Annotated in this window: 20 protein-coding genes and 1 riboswitch; of the genes, 14 read left to right on the top strand and 6 right to left on the bottom strand. The window is 61.7% G+C overall.

The window, feature by feature from the left end:
* The first annotated feature begins 108 nt into the window (after nt 1-108).
* The 7 genes from KUV49_RS14390 to KUV49_RS14360 all read left to right on the top strand — a co-directional run bounded on the left by KUV49_RS14390 (nt 109) and on the right by KUV49_RS14360 (nt 9,379).
* Nucleotides 109-1,587, top strand: coding sequence for an aldehyde dehydrogenase (locus tag KUV49_RS14390; RefSeq protein ID WP_222450545.1), 1,479 nt, complete (start codon nt 109-111; stop codon nt 1,585-1,587).
* Between the two features lie 63 nt (nt 1,588-1,650).
* On the top strand, nt 1,651-3,105 hold the full coding sequence (gene tcuA, locus KUV49_RS14385) for an FAD-dependent tricarballylate dehydrogenase TcuA (RefSeq protein ID WP_222450544.1): 1,455 nt from the start codon (nt 1,651-1,653) through the stop codon (nt 3,103-3,105).
* Between the two features lie 585 nt (nt 3,106-3,690).
* Nucleotides 3,691-5,088, top strand: coding sequence for a cache domain-containing protein (locus KUV49_RS14380; protein WP_222450543.1), 1,398 nt, complete (start codon nt 3,691-3,693; stop codon nt 5,086-5,088).
* A complete protein-coding gene (locus KUV49_RS14375; RefSeq protein WP_222483201.1) occupies nt 5,067-5,714 on the top strand; it encodes a response regulator transcription factor in 648 nt (215 codons plus the stop codon). The genes KUV49_RS14380 and KUV49_RS14375 overlap by 22 nt, the downstream gene beginning before the upstream one ends.
* 217 nt (nt 5,715-5,931) lie before the next feature.
* On the top strand, nt 5,932-6,915 hold the full coding sequence (locus KUV49_RS14370) for a TRAP transporter substrate-binding protein (protein ID WP_222450541.1): 984 nt from the start codon (nt 5,932-5,934) through the stop codon (nt 6,913-6,915).
* 62 nt (nt 6,916-6,977) lie between these two features.
* Nucleotides 6,978-7,724 carry a TRAP transporter small permease subunit gene (locus tag KUV49_RS14365; protein ID WP_222450540.1) on the top strand — a complete coding sequence of 249 codons (747 nt, stop codon included), beginning with the start codon at nt 6,978-6,980 and terminating at the stop codon, nt 7,722-7,724.
* Between the two features lie 2 nt (nt 7,725-7,726).
* Nucleotides 7,727-9,379: a TRAP transporter large permease subunit gene (locus KUV49_RS14360; RefSeq protein WP_222450539.1), complete on the top strand. Its 1,653-nt coding sequence runs from the start codon at nt 7,727-7,729 to the stop codon at nt 9,377-9,379.
* Nucleotides 9,380-9,393: 14 nt separating this feature from the next.
* Here the strand turns inward: KUV49_RS14360 and KUV49_RS14355 are convergent, their stop codons facing one another.
* A complete protein-coding gene (locus tag KUV49_RS14355; protein WP_222450538.1) occupies nt 9,394-10,287 on the bottom strand; it encodes a LysR substrate-binding domain-containing protein in 894 nt (297 codons plus the stop codon).
* Between the two features lie 69 nt (nt 10,288-10,356).
* Here KUV49_RS14355 and KUV49_RS14350 point away from each other — a divergent pair, with 69 nt between their 5' ends.
* Genes KUV49_RS14350 through KUV49_RS14340 form a run of 3 tightly spaced genes read left to right on the top strand, consistent with a single transcriptional unit; the run spans nt 10,357 to nt 12,405 of the window.
* Nucleotides 10,357-11,307, top strand: a complete 951-nt coding sequence (locus tag KUV49_RS14350) for a DMT family transporter (RefSeq protein ID WP_222451014.1) — start codon at nt 10,357-10,359, stop codon at nt 11,305-11,307.
* A 2-nt stretch (nt 11,308-11,309) separates the two neighbouring features.
* Nucleotides 11,310-11,930 carry a LysE family translocator gene (locus KUV49_RS14345; RefSeq protein WP_222450537.1) on the top strand — a complete coding sequence of 207 codons (621 nt, stop codon included), beginning with the start codon at nt 11,310-11,312 and terminating at the stop codon, nt 11,928-11,930.
* A gap of 52 nt (nt 11,931-11,982) precedes the next feature.
* Nucleotides 11,983-12,405 (top strand): ester cyclase, encoded by a 423-nt coding sequence (locus KUV49_RS14340; RefSeq protein WP_222450536.1) that lies wholly within the window; start codon nt 11,983-11,985, stop codon nt 12,403-12,405.
* Between the two features lie 209 nt (nt 12,406-12,614).
* Here the strand turns inward: KUV49_RS14340 and KUV49_RS14335 are convergent, their stop codons facing one another.
* Nucleotides 12,615-13,433: an alpha/beta fold hydrolase gene (locus KUV49_RS14335; protein ID WP_222450535.1), complete on the bottom strand. Its 819-nt coding sequence runs from the start codon at nt 13,431-13,433 to the stop codon at nt 12,615-12,617.
* A 208-nt stretch (nt 13,434-13,641) separates the two neighbouring features.
* Here KUV49_RS14335 and KUV49_RS14330 point away from each other — a divergent pair, with 208 nt between their 5' ends.
* Nucleotides 13,642-14,547, top strand: a complete 906-nt coding sequence (locus KUV49_RS14330; RefSeq protein ID WP_222450534.1) for a LysR family transcriptional regulator — start codon at nt 13,642-13,644, stop codon at nt 14,545-14,547.
* 80 nt (nt 14,548-14,627) lie between these two features.
* Here the strand turns inward: KUV49_RS14330 and KUV49_RS21675 are convergent, their stop codons facing one another.
* Entirely contained in the window at nt 14,628-15,575 is a 948-nt protein-coding gene (locus tag KUV49_RS21675; RefSeq protein ID WP_315899531.1) for an NAD(P)-dependent oxidoreductase, read from the bottom strand.
* 135 nt (nt 15,576-15,710) lie between these two features.
* Here KUV49_RS21675 and KUV49_RS21535 point away from each other — a divergent pair, with 135 nt between their 5' ends.
* Entirely contained in the window at nt 15,711-16,067 is a 357-nt protein-coding gene (locus KUV49_RS21535; RefSeq protein ID WP_315899514.1) for a thiamine phosphate synthase, read from the top strand.
* Here the strand turns inward: KUV49_RS21535 and thiD are convergent.
* The 3 genes from thiD to KUV49_RS14305 form a co-directional block, all read right to left on the bottom strand.
* Nucleotides 16,064-16,870, bottom strand: a complete 807-nt coding sequence (thiD, locus tag KUV49_RS14315; RefSeq protein WP_222450532.1) for a bifunctional hydroxymethylpyrimidine kinase/phosphomethylpyrimidine kinase — start codon at nt 16,868-16,870, stop codon at nt 16,064-16,066. The genes KUV49_RS21535 and thiD overlap by 4 nt on opposite strands.
* The gene (locus KUV49_RS14310) at nt 16,867-17,316 is read right to left on the bottom strand and encodes an NUDIX hydrolase (RefSeq protein ID WP_222450531.1); all 450 of its coding nucleotides are present in this window, start codon (nt 17,314-17,316) and stop codon (nt 16,867-16,869) included. Before KUV49_RS14310 ends, thiD begins: the two co-directional genes overlap by 4 nt.
* Before the next feature lie 34 nt (nt 17,317-17,350).
* A riboswitch (TPP riboswitch) is annotated at nt 17,351-17,485 on the bottom strand.
* A complete protein-coding gene (locus KUV49_RS14305; RefSeq protein ID WP_222450530.1) occupies nt 17,474-18,385 on the bottom strand; it encodes a LysR substrate-binding domain-containing protein in 912 nt (303 codons plus the stop codon). Its footprint overlaps the riboswitch before it by 12 nt.
* 159 nt (nt 18,386-18,544) lie before the next feature.
* On the opposite strand from KUV49_RS14305, the gene KUV49_RS14300 reads away from it, so the two are divergent.
* Both KUV49_RS14300 and KUV49_RS14295 read left to right on the top strand, forming a co-directional pair.
* Nucleotides 18,545-19,159, top strand: coding sequence for a LysE family translocator (locus KUV49_RS14300; protein WP_222450529.1), 615 nt, complete (start codon nt 18,545-18,547; stop codon nt 19,157-19,159).
* 374 nt (nt 19,160-19,533) lie between these two features.
* Nucleotides 19,534-20,286 (top strand): biotin--[acetyl-CoA-carboxylase] ligase, encoded by a 753-nt coding sequence (locus KUV49_RS14295; RefSeq protein WP_222450528.1) that lies wholly within the window; start codon nt 19,534-19,536, stop codon nt 20,284-20,286.
* The last annotated feature ends 11 nt before the right edge of the window (nt 20,287-20,297 follow it).

Genomic DNA, 20,297 nt, shown 5'->3' with positions numbered 1-20,297 from the left:
TGCTCCACATTCCGTTTCGTCAAGCTGACACTCGGAATACTCATTTGCGCGGAAGGGCTGAGCATTGGAATAAGAAGACCATATCGCCTTTGAATCGGGAAATGGAAAATGGAAACCTACAAACTCTTCATTGACAACGAATTCGTCGATCCCGTTGGCAACGAGTGGTTTGATACACTGGATCCATTCGATGGAAAGCCCTGGGCCAAGATCGCCAGGGCGGGGCAGGTCGACGTCGATAACGCCGTCGCATCCGCGAAGGCAGCGCTTGATGGGGAGTGGGGGCGAATGAACGCCTCATCCCGAGGTGCACTTCTTTGGGAACTGGGTCGCCAGATCGACGAACATGCCGAGGAATTGGCGACGATCGAGAGTCGCGACAACGGCAAGCTGATGAGTGAAGTCTCTGGACAGGTTCGTTATGTCGCCAAGTATTTCTATTACTACGCGGGTCTTGCGGACAAAATTCAGGGCGCGGTCGTTCCCATGGATAAGCCCAAGGTCTTCAATTACATCAAGCACGAACCGCTTGGCGTGATTGCAAGCATCACGCCCTGGAACTCGTCTCTGCTTCTGACCGCATGGAAGGTAGCGCCGGCGCTTTGTGCCGGAAATACCGTCATTTGCAAGCCTTCCGAATTCACCTCGGCCTCGCTGCTGGTGTTGGCCGGTCTGGTGCGCAAGGCTGGCATACCCGCAGGTGTGTTCAACGTGCTTACAGGCTTCGGAGCTGATTGCGGCGATCCGCTGGTTCGCCATCCCGACGTGGCCAAGGTGGCCTTTACCGGCGGCGATGAAGGCGGTCGCAAGGTCTATGCGGCAGCGGCGAGCGGGCTCAAGGGCGTAACGCTCGAGCTCGGCGGCAAGTCGCCAAACATCGTTTTCGACGATGCCGATCTCGACAATGCGGTGAACGGCGTCATAACCGGCATCTTCTCGGCGGGGGGGCAGACCTGCATGGCTGGTTCGCGCCTGTTGCTACAGGAATCGATCCATGACGAATTCGTGGAGCGCCTGGTCAAGATTACCAGCGCGGCCAAAGTCGGCGACCCCAAGGATCCGGAAACCGAGATCGGGCCGGTCGCAACCGAGCCGCAGTTCCAAAAGGTTCTGTCGTATATTCAGATCGCCAAGGATGAAGGCGCATATTGTGCCGCCGGAGGCAACCGCCTGACTGGCCAAAAGTACGGTGCCGGCCAATTCGTCGAGCCGACCATTTTCACCGGCGTCGACAATACGATGAGAATTGCCCAGGAGGAGGTGTTCGGTCCGGTTCTGAGCGTTCTGAAGTTCAAGGACGAGGATGACGCGATACGGATCGGCAACGACGTTCGGTTCGGGTTGGCCGCAGGCGTCTGGACGGCCAGCCTGCATCGGGCCATGTACATGACCGACAGGCTTCAGGCCGGTACGATCTGGGTCAACAATTATCGGTCGACCAGCTATACGACGCCATTCGGCGGTTACAAGCACAGCGGAATCGGTCGCGAAGGCGGGCTTGATGCCGTGCGAGAGTTTCTTGAGACGAAAAGCGTCTGGATCTCAACTGACCTTCAGATGCCCAACCCGTTCGTGCGGAAATATTGACCCGACGCGTGCCGGGTCCGGCTTTCGATCCCGGTGACGACACTCTCGCTTTGAGGAGACATCATGCAGATTGAGCAGATAGAAACGGACGTCGTCGTCGTTGGCTGTGGGATCGCCGGCCTGTGCGCCGCGGTTACAGCCGTCGAGGCGGGCGCGCGCGTGGTCGTGCTTGAACGGTCGGATCGCGACGAACGCGGTGGAAATTCCCGCTGGACAGAGGCCAACCTGAGGATGAAATCCGTTGAAGACGTCGCCGACGACCTTGAGGAGCATCTTGCCGAGAACGCCGGGCATCACCTGCTGCCAGAGGTCATCCAGGCCACGACCCAAGCCTATCAAGACTGGCCTTCGCACGTCAGAGCGCATGCATTCACTGATCCCGAACTGATCACGACGTTGGCCGACGGTTCCCCAGATGCACTGCAATGGCTGGAGAACATCGGGGTGAAATTCTCGGAGATGCCGGGATACTTCCTGACCACCAGCACCTCCCGGATCGTGCCGATCGGTGGTGGCTTGGCCATCATCAACGCCCTTGCGGAATACTTTGAATGCAAGGGCGGTCGGATCATGTATCAGACCACTGCTAAGGACCTCACGCGCGATGCGTGTGGCAGGATCAATGGCATCTTGGCAACCACGGACGCGGGACCGCTGCGTGTGACGGCCAAGTCGACGATCCTTGCCAGCGGAGGGTTCCAGGGCAATCCCGAGATGCTGGCGCGATATATCGGGCCTCAGGCGCGTTATACCCGCCCAGTGGCGCGAGGCGGTTATTACGATCGCGGCGAAGGGATCGTGATGGGGCTGACCGCCGGCGCGGCGGCTGGGGGAGACTTTACCCGGTTCCACGCCGAGCCGATCGACCCCCGATCGGACGAACCGGAACCGATAATCCTCGTTTTCAACTATGGTATCATGGTGAACCGGGACGCACGCCGTTTCACCAACGAAGCGCCGGGATCCGTGGACGCGACCTATGAAGCGATCTCGCGACAGATCTTCGAACAGCCAGACGGCATTGCCTACGCGATCCTCGACTCTTCAATCGACGATGTGCCTAACTGGAAGCGGTCGGTTCGGACAGATCAACCCCCGGTTCAGGCTAAGACCATAGCCGAATTGGCCTCCAAGCTGGACCTGGACGTAGCGACACTGGAAGAAACGGTTGCGGCCTATAATCGATCCTGCACCGGCACGACGTTCGATCCGCTGCAGCCTGACGGTCTGGCGACCGACATCTCTTTGCAGCCCGCCAAATCCAACTGGGCAAGACCGATCGAAAAAGGCCCGTTCCTGGCATATCCGATCATCTGCGGAAACTGCTTCACCTTCGGCGGGTTGAAGGTCTCGAAAGAGGCGCGCGTGGTGGATGGCGATGGCCGGCCTGTGCCAGGATTGTATGGGGCGGGTGAAGTGATGGGTTTCTATCACGGCGTCTATACAGGGGCGAGTTCTGTGCTCCGGTCTATCGTGTTCGGCAGGATTGCGGGACACAGCGCGACGGGCGGGCCGTAAAACTATCCTGCAGCATTTGCCGCGCCTTCCGGCGGGGCACTTAGCACTTCAAAGGCGCGCGACCCTTGGCGGGATTGCCCCAAGTCCGCGCGCCTTCGCGTCACTCCCCGGTCTCAAGGAAGGTACGCAAATTGGAACTCAGCGGTTTGTCGATCGGCGCCTCTCTATTGCGCCTAGCGGACTTTCCCGTTCCCAAGGTTCCTGGACCCGGCGCGTCTGCGAACCGCGCGTGAAGAGATAGAGCGCTTGTCTTTCGCCGAGCATCTGCGTGGCAACATCCCGGCTGCGAAAAGGGCGTGGCGCCGATGCCCTTGGACGGGTGAGACCGCGAGATTCAGTTTGGTTTTTCGAAATCCAGACATTTGAATAATTTGTTTTTGTGATGATCGAGGCGTCACTATTCTAAGCTCCAAGAGCCGCAATTGGGGCAGGAGGCGCGAGGCGATCCATGCTTCCGTCCATCCGCGGAATTATTCACACCATGTTGATGTTTCATCTAGCCCGTTCTGCGGCCAACCAACTTAGACGAGTTTGAGGAGAGATTTGTACTTTAAATTCAAAGTCCTTGCTCTGAGCATACTGCCCATGTGCCTGGTTCTGGTGGCCGTCATTCTGCTTGTCCAGAGCCAGGCCCGCCTGCTTGTCGACCGGCAAGTGGTAGCGCTTCACGAGCGGGTCTTGTCCACCAAGAAGCAGGAGTTGAAAAACTATATCGAAATCGCGCTTACGTCGGTTGCGCCGGCGCTGGCATCCAGGATGGGAGACGCGGCGACCGAAGCCAAGATCGCCGACGAGGTAAAATCCCTGCTCGGGAGGATAAGCTTCACCGAGGATGGGTATTTCTTCATCTACGATATGAACGGCGTCAGTATCATGCATCCTCGGCAGTCGTGGCGCGAGGGCGAGAACTGGCTGAGTGTCCGCGACAAAGACGGCGTTTATCTGATCCGCGACCTGATCGCGGCGGCCAGGGCCGGGGGCGGGTTCGTGCAGTATTATTGGGAACGGCCCACGACCGGAAAGCGGGCCAGAAAGATCAGCTACGCGGTCTCGATCGAACGCTTCGGCTGGATGCTGGGGACGGGCGTTTACATCGACGAAATCGAAGAGCTGGTGGCGGCGTTGCGATCGGATGTGGAGGACCGCGTGAGGGCGATTTTTATCGTGATCTCGTTGATCGTCGCCGCGAGCGTCACCGGGGTGGGGCTGCTCGTGTCCGGACTGGCCTACCGCGAGACCAGCTTCGCCAACACGGCGTTGCGGCATCTCTACAACCGGATGGTGGATGCGCAAGAAGAGGAACGTGCCCGCGTGTCCCGCGATCTCCATGGCGGGATTTCGCAGCTTCTCGTCTCGGCAAAGTTCGCGCTCGGCCATGCGCGGTCCCGGATGCCGGTCGCGCAGGACGGGACTGCCGGGAACCTGGGCGAGGGGTTTGCGCTTATCGACGACGCCATCGAGGAGGTCCATCGCATCTCTGCCGATTTGCGCCCCAAGGATCTTGACGACCTGGGGCTTGCCGCGGCGATCCGGTCTTTGGGCGAGAGGTTCGCCAAGACGACCCGGGTGCCGGTCCATGTTTCTGCCCTGCCGGTCAACGACGCGATCAGCCAGGACCAGAAATCTGCGCTCTATCGCATCGCCCAGGAGGCGCTCACGAACATTCAGCGGCACGCGTCGGCCACGCAGGTGGAGATACGGCTGGAGCGCACTTCTTCCGAGGTGGTGTTGGAGGTGCGCGACAACGGCGCCGGTATCGATGCGAGGGAGGGACCGGGCGGGACCGGGTACGGAGGCCTGGGCCTGCGCAACATGGAGGAGCGTCTTGGCGCTTTCTCGGGGGCGCTATCCGTTCGGGGCAGGGAGCGGGGCGGGACGGTTCTGCGGGCTGTCATGCCGACGCGCGCGGCCAGAGGCACGAAAGCGAAACAGGCGGGTTTTCTGGAAAGGGCGGCGGCGCGATGGGTCTCAAGATTTCGGTAATCCTGGTGGACGATCACCCGACGGTTCTCAAGGGGATGCGGGTGTGTATCGAAGAGGAGGAGGGCGTTGAAGTCTCTGCCGTGGCGTGCACGGCGTCGGAGCTACTGGGTCTTCCCCAGCTGGAGACCTGCGACGTGATCGTTCTCGATGTAAACCTTCCGGACATCACCGGCATCGAGGCGATTCCCATGATACTCGAACGCCGGGCAGATGCGCGCATCTTGATGTTTTCCATGCATCGAGGTGTCGAATACGTGCGCCGGGCGCTGGATTCGGGCGCCCTGGGCTATGTCCTGAAGGCGGCCATGCCGGACGAGCTGGTCGCAGCGATCCGCGCGGTGCGCCACGACGGAACCTATCTTCCCAGAGATATCGCCGTCGCACTTGCGCAGGGGCGACAGGTGCAGAACCTCGGCGAAGGCGGCCCGCAACTGACCGGGCGCGAGCTTGAGGTCCTTCGGCAAATCGCGGCAGGCGAACCCAGCAAGCGCATCGCCTGGAAGCTGGGCGTGTCCATTCGAACAGTCGACGCCCATCGCCGGAACCTCAAGCGCAAATTGGGCGCGAGATCGGCGAGCGAATGCGTGTCCCTGGCCATCCGGGCCGGCCTGATTGCGGCGCTCTGAGGCGACAGATCCATGTGGGTATCTAGGTATTATCTGCATCGGTCTTGCAGTCTTTCGCCAATAGCGTCTCCAGCGGCCGACCAATAGACACCTTCCGATAAAACCACGGGAGGAAACCATGAAACGCAGACATTTTCTATCCGGCTCGGCAGCATTGACGGCAGGTGCATCGGCATTGCCAGCCCCTGCAATCGCACAGGGAAACCGCAACCTGATCATGACAACGTCTTGGCCCAAGGGGTTTCCGGGGCTTGGTACGGCCTCCGATGATTTTGCGGAACTCCTGAGCGCCGCCACCGGCGGACGCCTGACCGTGACAGTTCATGGTGCCGGGGAAATCGCGCCGGGGCTCAAGGCGATGGACGCTGTGGCGGACGGGACGGCGGATCTTTATCACTCGGCCGACTACTACTACCTGGGCAAATCGAAGGCGCTGGCGTTTTTTGCAACGGTCCCCTTCGGCATGACCCCTGAAGAATACGCCACCTGGATCAGGAACGACGGTGGCCAGCAGTTGTGGGACGGGATCTCGGCCGAATTCGGCATCAAACCGTTTTCCTGCGGCAATACCGGGGGCCAGTCCGGCGGTTGGTTCAACAAGGAAATCAATTCGCTGGACGACCTTAAGGGGCTGAACATCCGGATGCCGGGCCTTGGCGGCGATGTGATGCGCCGGTTGGGGGCGAATGCCGTCACGCTGGCCGGCGGTGAAATTGCGCCGGCGCTGCAAGCCGGCACAATCGACGCGACGGAATGGGTCGGGCCCTGGAACGACTATGCCTTCGGCCTGCACAAACTGGCGACCTACTATTACCTAGCCGGATTTCACGAACCCGCGCTGAGCCTGAGCCTTGGCGTGAACAAGCGCTTGTACGACGATATGTCGCCTGCAGATCAGGCGCTGATCGCAACATGCGCGGCAGCGGCGGATGCCCGCTCCTATACCGACTACCTCGCCAACAATGGCGCATTCCTCGACCGGATCGTCTCCGAAGGGGTCGAGATTCGGAGCTTTCCGGAAGATGTGTGGGAGGGACTGGGCAGGGCCTCCCGGGAGATTTTCGAAGAGAACGCTGCCTCGGACGAGACATTCGCCAAAACCTATTCCAGCTACAGGGAGTCGATGGCGAAGACGGCAAGCTGGCTGGAGCAATCCGATCGCGTCTTTCTGGAACAGCGTAACCGGCTCTTCGATATCTGAGATCCTCGGTCGCTTGAGGGGAGGGCGGGCGGCAGCGCCCCTGCTCCCTGACGGGAAAAGCAATGCAACACTTCACCAATATCGTGACCCGCGCGAATACGCTGCTGGGTCACTTCGCGGCCTGGCTTTGCCTTGCCCTGGTCTTTCTTCAGGTCGTCATTGTCCTCAACCGATACTGTTTCGGGTATAGCTCTTTGCTGGGCTGGAACATGATCTATTACGAGGAGGCGCTGCTCTACCTCTTTTCGGCGATCTTCCTGTTCGGGGCGGCGCTGACATATATCGGGGACGGCCACGTCCGCGTCGATATCTTCTATGCAGGGCTGCCGCCGGCCCGCCAGGCCCTTGTCGACATCTTCGGGAACTTGTGCCTCGCATTGCCGCTGATGCTGCTGATCGTGCTGAAATCGAACCGGAGTATCGACATGGCGTGGTCGAATGCCGAAGGTTCGATCGACGGCGGGTTGCCTATGGTCTATCTCTGGCAAACCATGCTGCCGCTCTTTGCGCTGTCCATGGCGTTGCAGGCGGTGGCCAATTCCGTCGCTCTTTCGCTTCGGTTTGGACGGCGGAAGCGGCGTCTCGAACGGGTCTGGGCGGCGATCCTGCTTCTGTTCAGTCTCTGGCTGTTTGCCGTCGCCTGTGGCTGGGCGCCTGTCCCCGACTGGACCCAGCCCGAGCCCGCATGGCGCTTTACGGTCTATTGGCTCGGCGTCTGGATCACCCGGCTGCTGGCGGCGGGTGCGGTCTGCTGGTTCCTGGCCGTGCTGGTCAGACCGTCTTATCAACCACAATCCCGGCGAGGCTGACCATGGGTCCGGAAATCATGCTGGCGCTGCTTGTCGGCGCGCTGCTCTGTGTTCTGCTGACTGGCTTCCCGGTTGCCTTCGTGCTGGGCGGCGTGTCGGTTGTCGTGGCCTATGTCGGGATATGGTTCGGGGTTCTTGACGAACGTATTCTCGGCGGTGTCCATCAACAGGTGTTCGGAATCATGGGCAACCGCACCATGCTCGCGATCCCGCTGTTTACGCTGATGGGGCTGATACTCGAGCGTTCACAGGTCGCGGAGCAGCTGTTGACCACGATGGGCCGGCTGTTCGGATCAATGCGCGGTGGGCTGGCGGTTTCGGTGTGCGTCGTCGGGGCGCTGCTTGCCGCGTCGACCGGCATCGTGGGGGCAACGGTGGTGACCATGGGGCTGTTGTCGCTGCCGGCCATGATGCGGGCAGGCTACAGTCCCAGTCTGGCCACGGGAACGATCTGTGCCTCCGGAACGCTGGGGCAGATCATCCCGCCGTCGATGGTGCTGATCATTCTGGGCGATCAGATGCAGGCCGCGTATGACAAGGCCACCCGCGATCCCGCCTTCGCATGTGAACGCGTCTCGCAGTGGAGCCCCTGCGAAAACCTGCATTCCGTTTCCGTCTCCGAGCTGTTCGCCGGCGCGTTCCTTCCGGGTGTCATGTTGGTGGGAATGTATATCGCCTATGTTCTGCTGGTCGCCTGGCTGCGTCCGGTGGCGGCTCCGGCCGCCCGGGACCGTGGTGAAACAGATCCCGATCTGCTGTCGGATGTCTTCCGCTCGCTGATGCCGCCGCTCATGCTGATCCTCGCGGTGCTTGGCTCGATCCTGCTGGGCGTCGCCACCCCCACAGAGGCGGCCGCGATCGGCGCGGTCATCGCGATCCTCATCGCAGCGGCCAAGACCGGCGGGCGCGGATCCGTGCGGATGGCCATCGCGGGGATTGTCGCCTTTGCCGTCATCATCGCGATTGTGCTTATCGGTCAGGTCAGCGGGCTGTATCAATTGCGGCCGACCCGCAGCGACACAACCGCACTCGAATGGGGGTTAATTGCCCTGGTGTTCTGTCTGATCGGCGTCTTCGCCCTCTCCGTTCTGGCCAGCACATGGTCGCTCGGGCGTCAGCGAACCACCCGCGAGGGGAAGGGGCCCTCCATCCTGTGGCAGGCGCTTGTGGGCACGATGAAGATCTCCTGCATGATCTTCGTGATCCTGATCGGTGCCCGGGCCCTGACGACTGTCTTCATTGGATTCGGGGGCGACGCTCTCGTCAAGCAATTCCTGCTCGCGATGCCCGGCGGGATCGAGACGCAGCTTGTCGTGGTGCTGGGCGTCATGTTCCTGTTGGGGTTCTTTCTCGATTTCATCGAGATCTCGTTCATCGTTGTCCCGATCGTCGCGCCGATCCTTTTGCTGTCGGGTATTCATCCCGTCTGGCTCGGCGTGCTCTTTGCGATGAACCTGCAAACGTCTTTCCTGACGCCGCCATTCGGTTTTGCGCTGTTCTATCTGCGGGGCGTCGCGCCCAAGGAGATCACGACCGGGCAGATATACAAAGGCATTCTGCCTTTCGTAGCGATCCAACTGGTCGCGCTTGGGGTGCTGTTCCACTTTTCCGGTCTCGCAACCTGGTTGCCGGAAACGCTCATGCAGGGGCCATGATCCGACTTCGAATGTCAGTTCAGTTCAGCTTTCAGCCATTCAATGAGGCGATCCACAGCGGCGTAATCCGAGCGCCGAGTGCCCCTGAAGACGGAAATCTCGTTCGGCCTGTCTACATACAGATCGCAAGCGGGTCGTAATTTGCCGTCCTCTATCATGTCACTGACCGTTCTTTTCCATCCCAAGGCAACCCCCTGGCCGGTGACCGCCGCCTGCAGCACAAGGGGGTAACTGTCGAATGAAACCACTCGCAAGCGGGACGGACGGGCAATGCCGGTTGCGGCGAACCACTCCGGCCAGTCAAACCAGTCCTGCGGCGTGACACGATGCGACAGGAGAGGCAGGCCGCTCAGGGTTTCCGGCGAGAGCGGAGCGGTGTTATCCGCGAGCAGGGAGGGCGCGCAGACCGGAAAGATACTGTCCGCCGCGGTGAAGAGCAGCCGGGCCGAGCCCGAGGCGCGTCCGGTGGTCTGCAGGGCGATGTCGAAGGGTTCGGTGGCCTCCGTAAGCGGGGCAAGCGCACTGACCAGTTGAAGCTGCACCTCGGGGTGGCTGGCATGGAAATCCGAAAGACGCGGCATCAGCCAGTAGAAGGCCTCGCAGAGCTGGCAGCGCAACACGACGGTGTCGGGGTCGCGGCTGCCGCGAAGGGCGGCGACCTCGGCCCGGATGGCTGCCAGAGCGTCGCCAGCGACCTGTCCCAATCGGCGACCTTCCTCGGTCAGGAACACCGCGCGATTCCTGCGTTCAAACAGGCGCAGGCCCAGCTCTGCCTCGAGCTGGCCGATCTGGCGGCTGACGGCGGTTTGCGTCAACCCGAGCTCTTCGGCGGCACGGGTGAAGCTTTCAAGCCGGGCCGCGGCCTCGAACGGGCGAAGCCGAGCAAGTTGGATGTCGTCTGTTTGCATGACTTGTACTCATGTATTTTTCCTCTTTTATCATTTTTAATATGGTTTTGCGAGTGATTGCATGCACACATGACATCATTCAGATCCATTTGGCAGCGGGTGCCGGGCCTTGGGTCGGGCATCGCCGCGATCACGGTGGGCGTCTTGCTGCTTTCGCTGTCGGACGCGCTGGTGAAACTCAACAACGAGGGTCTGTCACTCGGGCAGGTTCTGACAGTCCGATCCGGCATTGCCGTGCTGTGCCTCGGGGCGGTCTTGCGGCTCACCACACGTATGAACATCGGGCTGGTCCGTGTCACGGGCTGGGTGTGGTTGCGCAGTTTGTGCCTCGCCCTGATGTGGGGCTGCTATTACGCCGGACTGCCGGAGTTGTCGTTCTCCATCGCGGCTGCCTGTTATTATACCTCGCCGATGTGGATGGCTTTCCTGTCTTCTACGCTGCTCGGAACGCGCATCGGGGGACGCGGGTGTGTTGCGATCCTCTTGGGTCTTGCGGGCGTGATGACAATCCTGCGTCCGGGCCTGGATGAGGTGTCGCCGATGATCGGACTGCCGTTGCTTGCCGGGTTCTTCTATGCACTCGCGGCCGTGATCACGCAGGGGCGGTGCCGTGCCGTGCCGGCGATGTCGATGGCTATGAACCTCAACCTTGTTCTGTTTCTGGGCGGCCTGGGGCTGATCGCCGGCCTGTGGTGGAGCGGACAGGGAAACGACGCGGGCTTCCTTTTGTCGGTCTGGCCTGCGCTGAAGCTGGCGGATCTGGGGCTGCTGGCCGGGTTGGGCGTGATGCTCGCTGTCATCACCGCCTTGGTCGCCTATGCGTATCAGAGGGCGTCCGCACCGATCATCGGCTTGTTCGATAACGGGTATCTTGTCTTCGCCCTGTTCTGGAGCATCTTGATCTTTGGCGATCGACCGGGCTTCATTGATCTTCTGGGCATAGTGCTGATCGGAAGCGGAGCACTTCTTGCCACCACTGCGTCGGCCAATCGCGGACCGGATCAGAGCGAAGGGAATTGACCATGTCGCTGGACACCTGGATTGCCTATACTATTGCCTGCGTTGTCCTGACGGTGATCCCCGGACCGAGCGTCCTGCTGGTGATCGCGCAGGCGCTGACGCGGGGCAGGGTGGCTGCGGCGATGTGCATTCTCGGCGACGTCGTGGGGAGCATCGTGCTTGTCGGGCTGTCCTTCGCCGGGGTGGGAGCGATCCTCGCCGCCTCGGCGATCCTCTTCCAGATCGTGAAATGGGCCGGGGTCCTTTACCTGGCGTGGCTGGGCATTGGCCAGATCTTGGAGGCGCGGCGCGATGCGCCGGAGAGGGTCAGCCATGCAGGGGGCGCCTCGTCCTGGAGCAGCTTCTGGGCGGGAACCGTGACCGCGGTGCTGAACCCCAAGGCGATCGTCTTCTACATGGCATTCCTTGCCCAGTTCATCGACCCGCAAGGTGACTTGCCGGTGCAGCTTGCGGTGCTGACGGTGACCTCGAGCCTTGTTGTCGTGGTGCTGTTGGCCGGGTATGCGCTGATCGCGGAGCGCGCGGGCCGGCTTTTTGACAGTCGGCGCGCGCGTCGCCGCATGGGCTACGCTGGCGGCGGGGTCATGATTGGCGGAAGCGCGGTCATGGCGGTGACGCGTTAGAGCTTATCGGGAACGTTGAACTTTGGATTATTTCTGACCTTGGTTTGCAGAGATGACAGCGACATCAACCAAACTGATCGAGAGTTTCTACAACGACGTGTGGAACAAGCGCGACTTCCGGGTGGCGCATGAGATAATTTCAACGGATTTCAGATTTCGTGGTTCTCTTGGACCTGTAAAGCGCGGCATCGGCGGCTTTCTTGAATACGTTGAAGCCGTCCACAAGGCGCTCGGAAACTATACCTGCATCATCGAGGACTTAGTCTGCAGTGATGACAGGGCGGCTGCCCGCATGGTTTTTCGAGGAACGCATCAGTCCGAATTCTTCGGAATCAGTCGTACTGGCAAGAACATTGAATGGGCGGGAGCCGCTTTTTGGGGACTGTCGGACGGCAAGCTCTCCAGGCTTTGGGTGCTTGGCGACTTGGACGCTGTTAAGCAGCAATTGGGTGCGCCAGCAGATTGCCGGTTCTGACATTCTATGTCCGCTTCGTCACGCTCTTTGCCAGGTCGCAGTCGTTGCGGCAAAGGTTTGCAAGCTGCGCCGCGTCCGCTCCTTGTTCATGAGCATCGCCTTCTTCCCAAGCCTGGGAGGCGAGAGAAAACGTCCCGCGCGTATCAGCCTGTCTGCGAATAGGAGCGTCAGCGTCTACGGGACGTGCCGGTTCGATAAAGCACTTTGCTTTACTCGACTACTAGGAAGTCCTGAACTGCATTGGCATAGTCAACTGATGCTTCCATCATGGGATAGTGGCCCGACTGGCAGACATGCATCGTGAGTTTCGGGTACCATGACCGGAACGCCTCGCCGGTTGCCGACTGCCTCAGCCCCTCGTTGTCATGCGCGCCGTAAACAACAAGAATGGGCGTCGTGTTCCCCGCCACGTCGGCCGAGAAATCTTCCTTCGACCACATGGTCGTATAGGCCTTCATCGCCTCGGGGTCGACTGAACTGCGGTTCTGCGCCAGCTTGAACTCCGCCCAGCCGCGCCCGTAGCGCCCGCTCGTCAGGGCGTGCATTCCGTTCCGGAACGCGTCGTCATCGAAAGCCATGGATTCGAAGAATGCGAAGCTGTCCGCGTCCAGCGGAAACCCCGACGTCGGTATCGGCGTCGCCGCGACCACTCGCTCCAAACGGTCCGGCATAACCGCCATGACCTTCTGCACCGCCATCCCGGTCATCGAATGCCCTACGATGCTGAAGCGGTTCCACCCCAGGCGGTCCGCGACCTGCCGCACATCCTCCGCGATCTCGGCGCTGGTATACGCCCCCGTGATGGATTTCGACTTGCCGTAGCCACGCACGTCGACAAGGGCCAGCGTCATCAGGTCTTCGCTGAAAAACGGCAGGGCCATGCCATAGTCCCCCGCGCAGTCGACGGTCCAATCATGCAGCACGATAACCCGCTTCGGCCCGCGCCCGTGAAGAGTGTACCCGACCATGTCCAGCGCGTCTTCGGCCCGTGCTGCCGTTCCGTGAAGACCGATGGCTCCGCTCGCCATACCTGCGGACAGCCCCTGAAGGATTCCACGGCGGCTAATGGTCTGCCTGTTTGACGTGACCTGCGGTCCGGGTGTTGATTTCTCCACGATACGATCCTCCTTGGAATAGCTGCCGGTCGGGAGGCCTGTGCCACGCCCCGCTCTTTCCATTCTGCGCAAATCCAGGAAGTTATAGAAAATGAATATTTAGTATACTAACCATTAATATATGAATTTAAATTCGATCGACCTCAACCTCCTGAAGGTCTTCGCGGCCCTTTATGAAACGCACAAACAAACGCTTGCCGCACAGCACGTCGGGCTCAGTCAACCTGCCCTGAGCCATGCCTTGAAACGGCTTCGGGAAGCGTTCGGCGACGAGCTGTTCCTGCGAAAGGATGGCGCTTATCAGCCAACGCAAAAGGCGATGGAACTGGCCCCGCCGGTCCTCGCGGCGCTGCGATTGCTCGAAACCACCCTGTCAGAACCCGAAAGGTTTCGGCCCCAGGACGCCACGGGAACATTCTCCATTTCCGTGAGCGACTACAGCTCGACAACCCTTTTGCCCCGTCTTTGCGCCGAGGTGGCGCACCGCGCGCCGGGGATCCGCCTCGTGGTCTCGCAGCTGTCGTATCTCGGCTTCGAAGACGGGCTGAAATCCGGCGAGATCGACCTTGCGATCACCTCGCAGCCAGCCGATGCCCCGATGATCGAAGACGAGCGCATCCTGCGCGAAGCCGCCGTTTTCATCGCGCGGGAGAACCACCCGCTCAAAGACAGACTGAGCACGCTCGAGGGATTCACCTCGGCCGATCACCTTATCGTAAATCTCTTTGGGAAACCGACCAGTTGGCTGGACGACCGGCTGTCGGAAATGGGCCTCCACCGCAAAGTGAAGATGGTCGTACCCTACTTCAACGCGGTGCCCCAAATCGTGACCGGCACCGACATGATCGGCGGTCTGCCCCGGCGGCTGGCCGAGGTCGCCGTACAAGATTTCCCGGTAGAGATGTATGACCTGCCGCTCGACTTTCAGCCGATCGACTTCTTCATGTGCTGGAATGCCCGTCGGCAACGCGATCCCGAACTCAGATGGTTCCGCAAGCTGCTATCGGATATTTGCAGGGGTGTTTAGGCGCTTTTCAGATCTGGCTCCCGTGTCGGACAATCCTCGCATCTGAATCTCAAGGTCACCGGCTGCCCCGGAGGCGTATATCAGGAAGCGGACCGCCTGGTGCGTGCTTCGATAGCCTGGACCACCGCGATCATGTCATCCTCATCGCGGCCCATGGCCTCGGTTTCGGCATAAAGCGCCTCGCAGACGTTCATCAGAGGGGAGGCAGTGCCGGCGGCTCTCGCAGCTTCCAAGACCAGACGGCTGTTTTTCAGCACGTCCGAGATACCGGCCTGACGGCTGAAATCCTGGGTGCGCAGCTTGTCGATCTTCACGCGGGAGACGTCGCTGGCCATCGGCCCGGCATTGAGGATGTCGGCGAAGCGGTCCATGTCGAGCCCGTGGCGCGCCGCGAAATGCGCGGCTTCGGCAAGGCCGGTGACCATGGTGATCAGGAAGGTATTGACCGCAAGTTTCATTTGCAGGGCGCCGGGTACGGTGCCGCAGTCGAAGAGCTGTTTGCAGATCGGCGCGAGCAGGGGGCGCAGGCGTTCGACCTCCTCCGGAGGTCCGGCCAGCATGCCGACGAGTTGGCCTGCTTCCGCCGGCTTTCGAGAACCGGAGACCGGCGCCTCGACAAAGCGTCCGTCGGCGGCGGCGATATCCTGTGACAAGCCCTGGGAATATTTCGCGGAGGTCGTGCCCATCGACACGATGCAATGCCCGGCGACACGATGCGTGAAAGCCTCGGTGTCGCGGCCCAGCACGGCATCGGTCGCGGCCTCGTTTTCCAGCATCAGAAGCACCGTGGTGCATTGGGCGAAGAGGTCGTCCACACCGGCTGCCACCTTGGCCCCGGCCTCTCTCAACGGGGCGGTTCGCTCCGGCGTCCGGTTCCAGACCATCAGGGGCTGTCCGGCGCGGCGCAGGTTCAGCGCCATAGGTTCACCCATGGTGCCCAGGCCGATGAAGCCGATCTGTTCTTCTGATGCCATGACTGTTTCCCGTTTCCGCGGGACCCAAGCTAACCGAGCGCAATCATTCTGAATAACGAAATGAACGAAACTTTGGGTTTGAATATTCGGGTATGTGTGTTTGCTGCAGACGCTGCCAACTCTGCATTTTCACGAGCAGCCTGCCGCCACTCACCCGCGGGGCTCTGCGCGGTGGCGAGCGGGGCGACGGTGGGGCACCTCCGCGACAAGGCGGCAGACACCGCCCGGATGATCGAGACGGGGCGCACGCTGAAATCCGCGCTGGCCGCCTCCGCCAATCTGGCGCTGGTCGATTACATTGGCGCCGGGCCGGTCTTTGCCACGCCGTCCAGGCTGGACCACAAGGTCCCCGTGGGCGTCGACGGGCCGGCTGCGCAGGTTGCGGCCAGCGTGGTGCCTGCGGTAGCCATCGGCGGGCTGAAGGCTGATCACGTTGCACGGGCCTTCAGCCCAGGCGCGCAGGGCGTCGCCGTGGTTTCGGCATATCCGGCCAGCCGGACCCAGGGGCTGCCGCCCGCACCCTCAGGAACAGGTGCGACACCCTAGGCGCCTGACGCCCAGAGCGCATGGAAGTGATGCACCGGCCCGTGACCGTGGCCCACGTCCAGCGTGTCGCTTTGGGCGAGCGCGGCGTGCAGATAGGTCTTGGCGCGGGCCACTGCCTCGGGCATGTCGTGATGCGGCAGAAGCGCAGCGATGGCCGAGGAGAGGGTGCAGCCGGTGCCATGATCGTTGGTCGTTGTGATGCGCAGGGCCTTCAGTGCCCGGGTGTCCTCGGGGCCGGCCAGCAGGTCGGTGCTGTGCTCGCCCTCCAGATGCCCGCCCTTGAGCAGCACGTAATCGGAGCCAAGTGCCATGAGATCGGGCAGGGCGGCCTGCATCGTCTCGGCGGTCCAGTCGTCTTCGCGGCCCAGCAACACGGCGGCTTCGGGCAGATTTGGGGTGATGACGCGGGCCAGCGGCACAAGCGCCTCGCGCACGGCCGAGACCGCTTCAGGGTCGAGCAGGGCATGGCCGCTCTTCGCGACCATCACCGGGTCGAGCACGATGTTGTCTGCCCCGTGATGGCTCAGCCTGTCGGCCACGGCCTCGGCTATCCCTGCATTTGCGATCATTCCGATCTTCACCGCGTCGACGCGCACGTCGTCCAGTACCGCGTCGATTTGGGCGGCGACGAAATCGGGGTCGAGCGCCTGGAAGGAGCGAACACCTTGTGTGTTCTGCGCGACCACCGCGGTGATGGCGGAACAGGCATAGGCGCCAAGCGCGGACATGGCCTTGATGTCGGCCTGGATGCCTGCGCCGCCTGAGGGGTCGGTGCCCGCGATGGTCAGGACATTGGCAATCATGACGGCACCTCCGACATCAAGGCGGCGGCCTCGTGCGCGACCTCGGCCACATCGAGGCTCAGGGCGAGGCTGGTTCCCTTGAGGGCTTTAAGATCGACCCAACGCGCCTCCAGCGCGTCGTCCCCTGCAACCGGCTCTCCCGCCGTCCATCGGAACAGCACGGCGATCAGGATGAAGTGCCGGCGCAGGGTGCCGGCGGGGTCGAGGTCAAACGCGTCAACTGCCGTGAACACCCGGATCGGCTCGGCGGAAACGCCGGTTTCCTCCGCCAGTTCTCTTGTTGCAGCCTCGAACAGTGTTTCGCCGTGGTCGATCTTTCCTCCCGGAAATCCCCATCGTCCCGCGTCAGGCGGATTTGCGCGGCGAACGAGAAGGACCTGGTTGTCGCGTATGACGGCGGCGATGGTCGCCGAAATCGGGCGGGGGACTGTCGATGGAGATGGCAAGGCGGCCTCGTCATGCTGAGGCCGGCAAGGGCAAGAGAGCGTTGCGATCCTGTCCCTTCGCCGGCATGATCCGGATCAGGTTCAAAGGGTCACCGCGCTGCCCAACGATCCTGCGACCGAAGCGCCAGCGGTATCTCAGCCCCTTGTCGGGACTCCCCTAGGTGGTTCCGAGCCTATCAGGATGGTGCACGAGATCAACGCCTCCCGCGCTGTAAATTGCCGGGTCCAGATGCCTGAGGGTCTCTTCCCTCAGCACTTGCGCAAGTCTTTCGGCAAAACGCGACAGGTTTGGCGCCCGCAACAGGCGCACCTCGATGTTCGGCAGCTCCGGCAGGCCAAGCTCTGCGACGACACAGGCGATATCCTCCGGTCTGCCGTGATCCGTGCGCACGGCTATGCCCAGACCACTGCGCAGGCCGGCCCAGACGGCGGGCAGGCTGGGCGTGGTGAGCGCGGCGCGCCAGCGCGTCCGGCTGTGGTCAAGCGTGGCAAGCGTGGCCTGCCGAAACAGGCAAGGGTGGTTGAACATGATGAGGGGGAGGGGGGCGGCAACGGCGGCCTCCGGCAGATCGCGATGCGCCAGCCAGTGCATGGGGCATTCGCACAGGGTTTCGCCTTCGGTCGGGCTGCCGGGCCGGAAAAAGGCGATCGCGGCGTCGATGCGCCCGGCACGGACCTCTTCGGCGAGCCTGTGGTTTTCCCCGGCCTGCACGTCGACATGCACGTTTTCCACGTCCTGTCCGAACCTGCCGAGTGTCGCAGGCATCACGTCATCGAAGAAATCCTGCGGCAGGCCGAGCCGTACGGAGGCCTTGCCTGCCGCCGCGCCGACCGAGAGCGCGGCTTCGTCGTTCAGCGCGACAATACGCCGGGCATAGGCGATGAAAGCCTCGCCAGCTTCGGTCGGCACGAGGCCGCGTCCCTTGCGAACGAACAGCGTTGTGCCCGCCTGCTGTTCCAGCTTCTTGAGGTGCATGCTGACGGCGGATTGCGAGCGGCCGAGTTGCACGGCAGCGCGTGCGAAGCTTCCCAGATCCGAGCCAACGACGACCGTACGGAGCGCGTCCATGTCAAAGCTTGGCATTGGTTCCGATTCTCGAATTATTGGATTTTGATCTATTTGATTTTCTTAAGTCATAGACTTGGATACCGTACCGTTCAAGAGGATGCTCTCCGGCAGGCCGCGATTTTGCGGCAGTCGAAGGAGAGCTTAAGGGCCAGAACCAAGATGATCGGAAATACCCTGATACTCATCGCGGCCGCCCTGCCGCTCATGGGCAGCCCGGGGCCGGCGACAATCAGCTTGGCGAGTCTGGGCGCTGCATTCGGGTTTCGGAACGCTCTGCCGTATCTCATGGGCATAATACTTGGAACCATCTTGGTGCTGGCGATCATCGCGACCGGCGTGACCGGGGTCATGTCTTCCGAGGCCTGGTTGCTGGTGGGCCTCCGCATTGCTGCGGTGGCCTATATTCTTTACCTCGCGTGGAAGATCGCGACGGCGCCTGTCGGGCAAGCACCAACTGGCGCCGGTGGTCGTTCAGGCGTTGTCATAGGGTCGTTTCTACCGGGCCTCGGCCTTGCCGTGGCCAACCCCAAAGCCTACGCGGCGATCGGCGCCGTGTACGCCGGATACTCGATCACGCCCCAGCACCTCTTGCTTGACACGTTCTTGAAGTTCATCGCGTTGGCCTTCGTGGCCGCGGTCGTGAATACTGCCTGGCTCGTATTCGGGAGCACATTCTCCCGCTTCCTGGAAGATCCGAGCGTGGGACGTGCAATCAATATCGCATTCGCTATCATGCTTGTTCTGTCGGTCGGTGTTGCGTTGCTCCTCGGATAGACCTGCAGCGTTCGAGTTGGAGTTACAGCAATTCACGATCAGTCGCGCTGTTCGAGAACTGGAAGATTCTCTTGTTGCACCCTCTCGGTCTAACCGCGCCTGTGGACCAGGTCATCCAGTTCGCTTCCAATGCAATGCGCCCGAGGCTGCCATCGAAGCCACAGGCACAGTCCGTCGCAAAGTCCGCCTGATTTGATTTTGCCATGATGGTATCCTCCGTTTTATATACGTTCTAACGTGGGACTTCCCGGGTCATTACTGGACCTGTGGAAACCTTAAATTATTAAGATGAAAGGAAAATCTATTCCAATGACACGCGGTGAGAACGTATGGCGCAACAAGGATGCCTCTCCGGCGGGAGTATTTTTCGAACAATGAAAGAGCCGTGGCCAGAAGGATACGGGCGGCGGGTGCTGGACGAGGTGGACAGCACCAATGCCGAGGCGGCGCGGATTGCGCCCGGCCTGCAAGGGCCGGAGTGGATATTGGCCCGCCACCAGACGGCGGCGCGGGGGCGGCGCGGGCGGCCCTGGGCCAATCCGGAGGGCAACTTCGCGGCGACGCTGGTGATGCGGCCCACGGAAAGCCCGGACCAGGTAGCCCTGCGGTCCTTCGTGGCGTCGCTGGCGCTGTACGATGCGTTCGTGGTCGCGACAGGCCGGCCCGAGGGGTTTGCGCTGAAATGGCCCAATGACGTGCTGCTGAATGGCGGGAAGCTGGCCGGGATCCTGCTGGAAAGCGCGGGGGCGGGTGGTGACCTCAGCCATTTCGCCATCGGGATCGGAGTGAACCTGAAGAGCGCGCCCGAGGCGGGCGCGGTCGAACCGGGCGCAGTGCGGCCCGTGTCGCTATTGTCGGAGACCGGGGCGGAGATCGATCCCGAGACGTTTCTGGACCTGCTGGCGCCGGCCTATGCGCGGTTCGAGGCGCAGTTCGTGACGTATGGGTTCGCCCCCATTCGCGCGGCCTGGATGGACCGGGCGGCGCGGCTGGGCGAGGTGATCACCGCGCGGACCGGGCGCGAGACCTTTACCGGCACGTTCGAGACGGTGGACGCGGGCGGCAATCTTGTTCTAACAGATGCCAAATCGCGCCACGTCATCCCGGCGGCGGACGTTTTTTTCTAAGGCGAAGTGAG

The organism is Roseovarius atlanticus (assembly GCF_019802205.1).
Lineage (GTDB): Bacteria > Pseudomonadota > Alphaproteobacteria > Rhodobacterales > Rhodobacteraceae > Roseovarius > Roseovarius atlanticus_A.
Note: the sequence above shows the minus strand (reverse complement) of the source record. Positions and strands in the feature narration are given on the sequence as shown.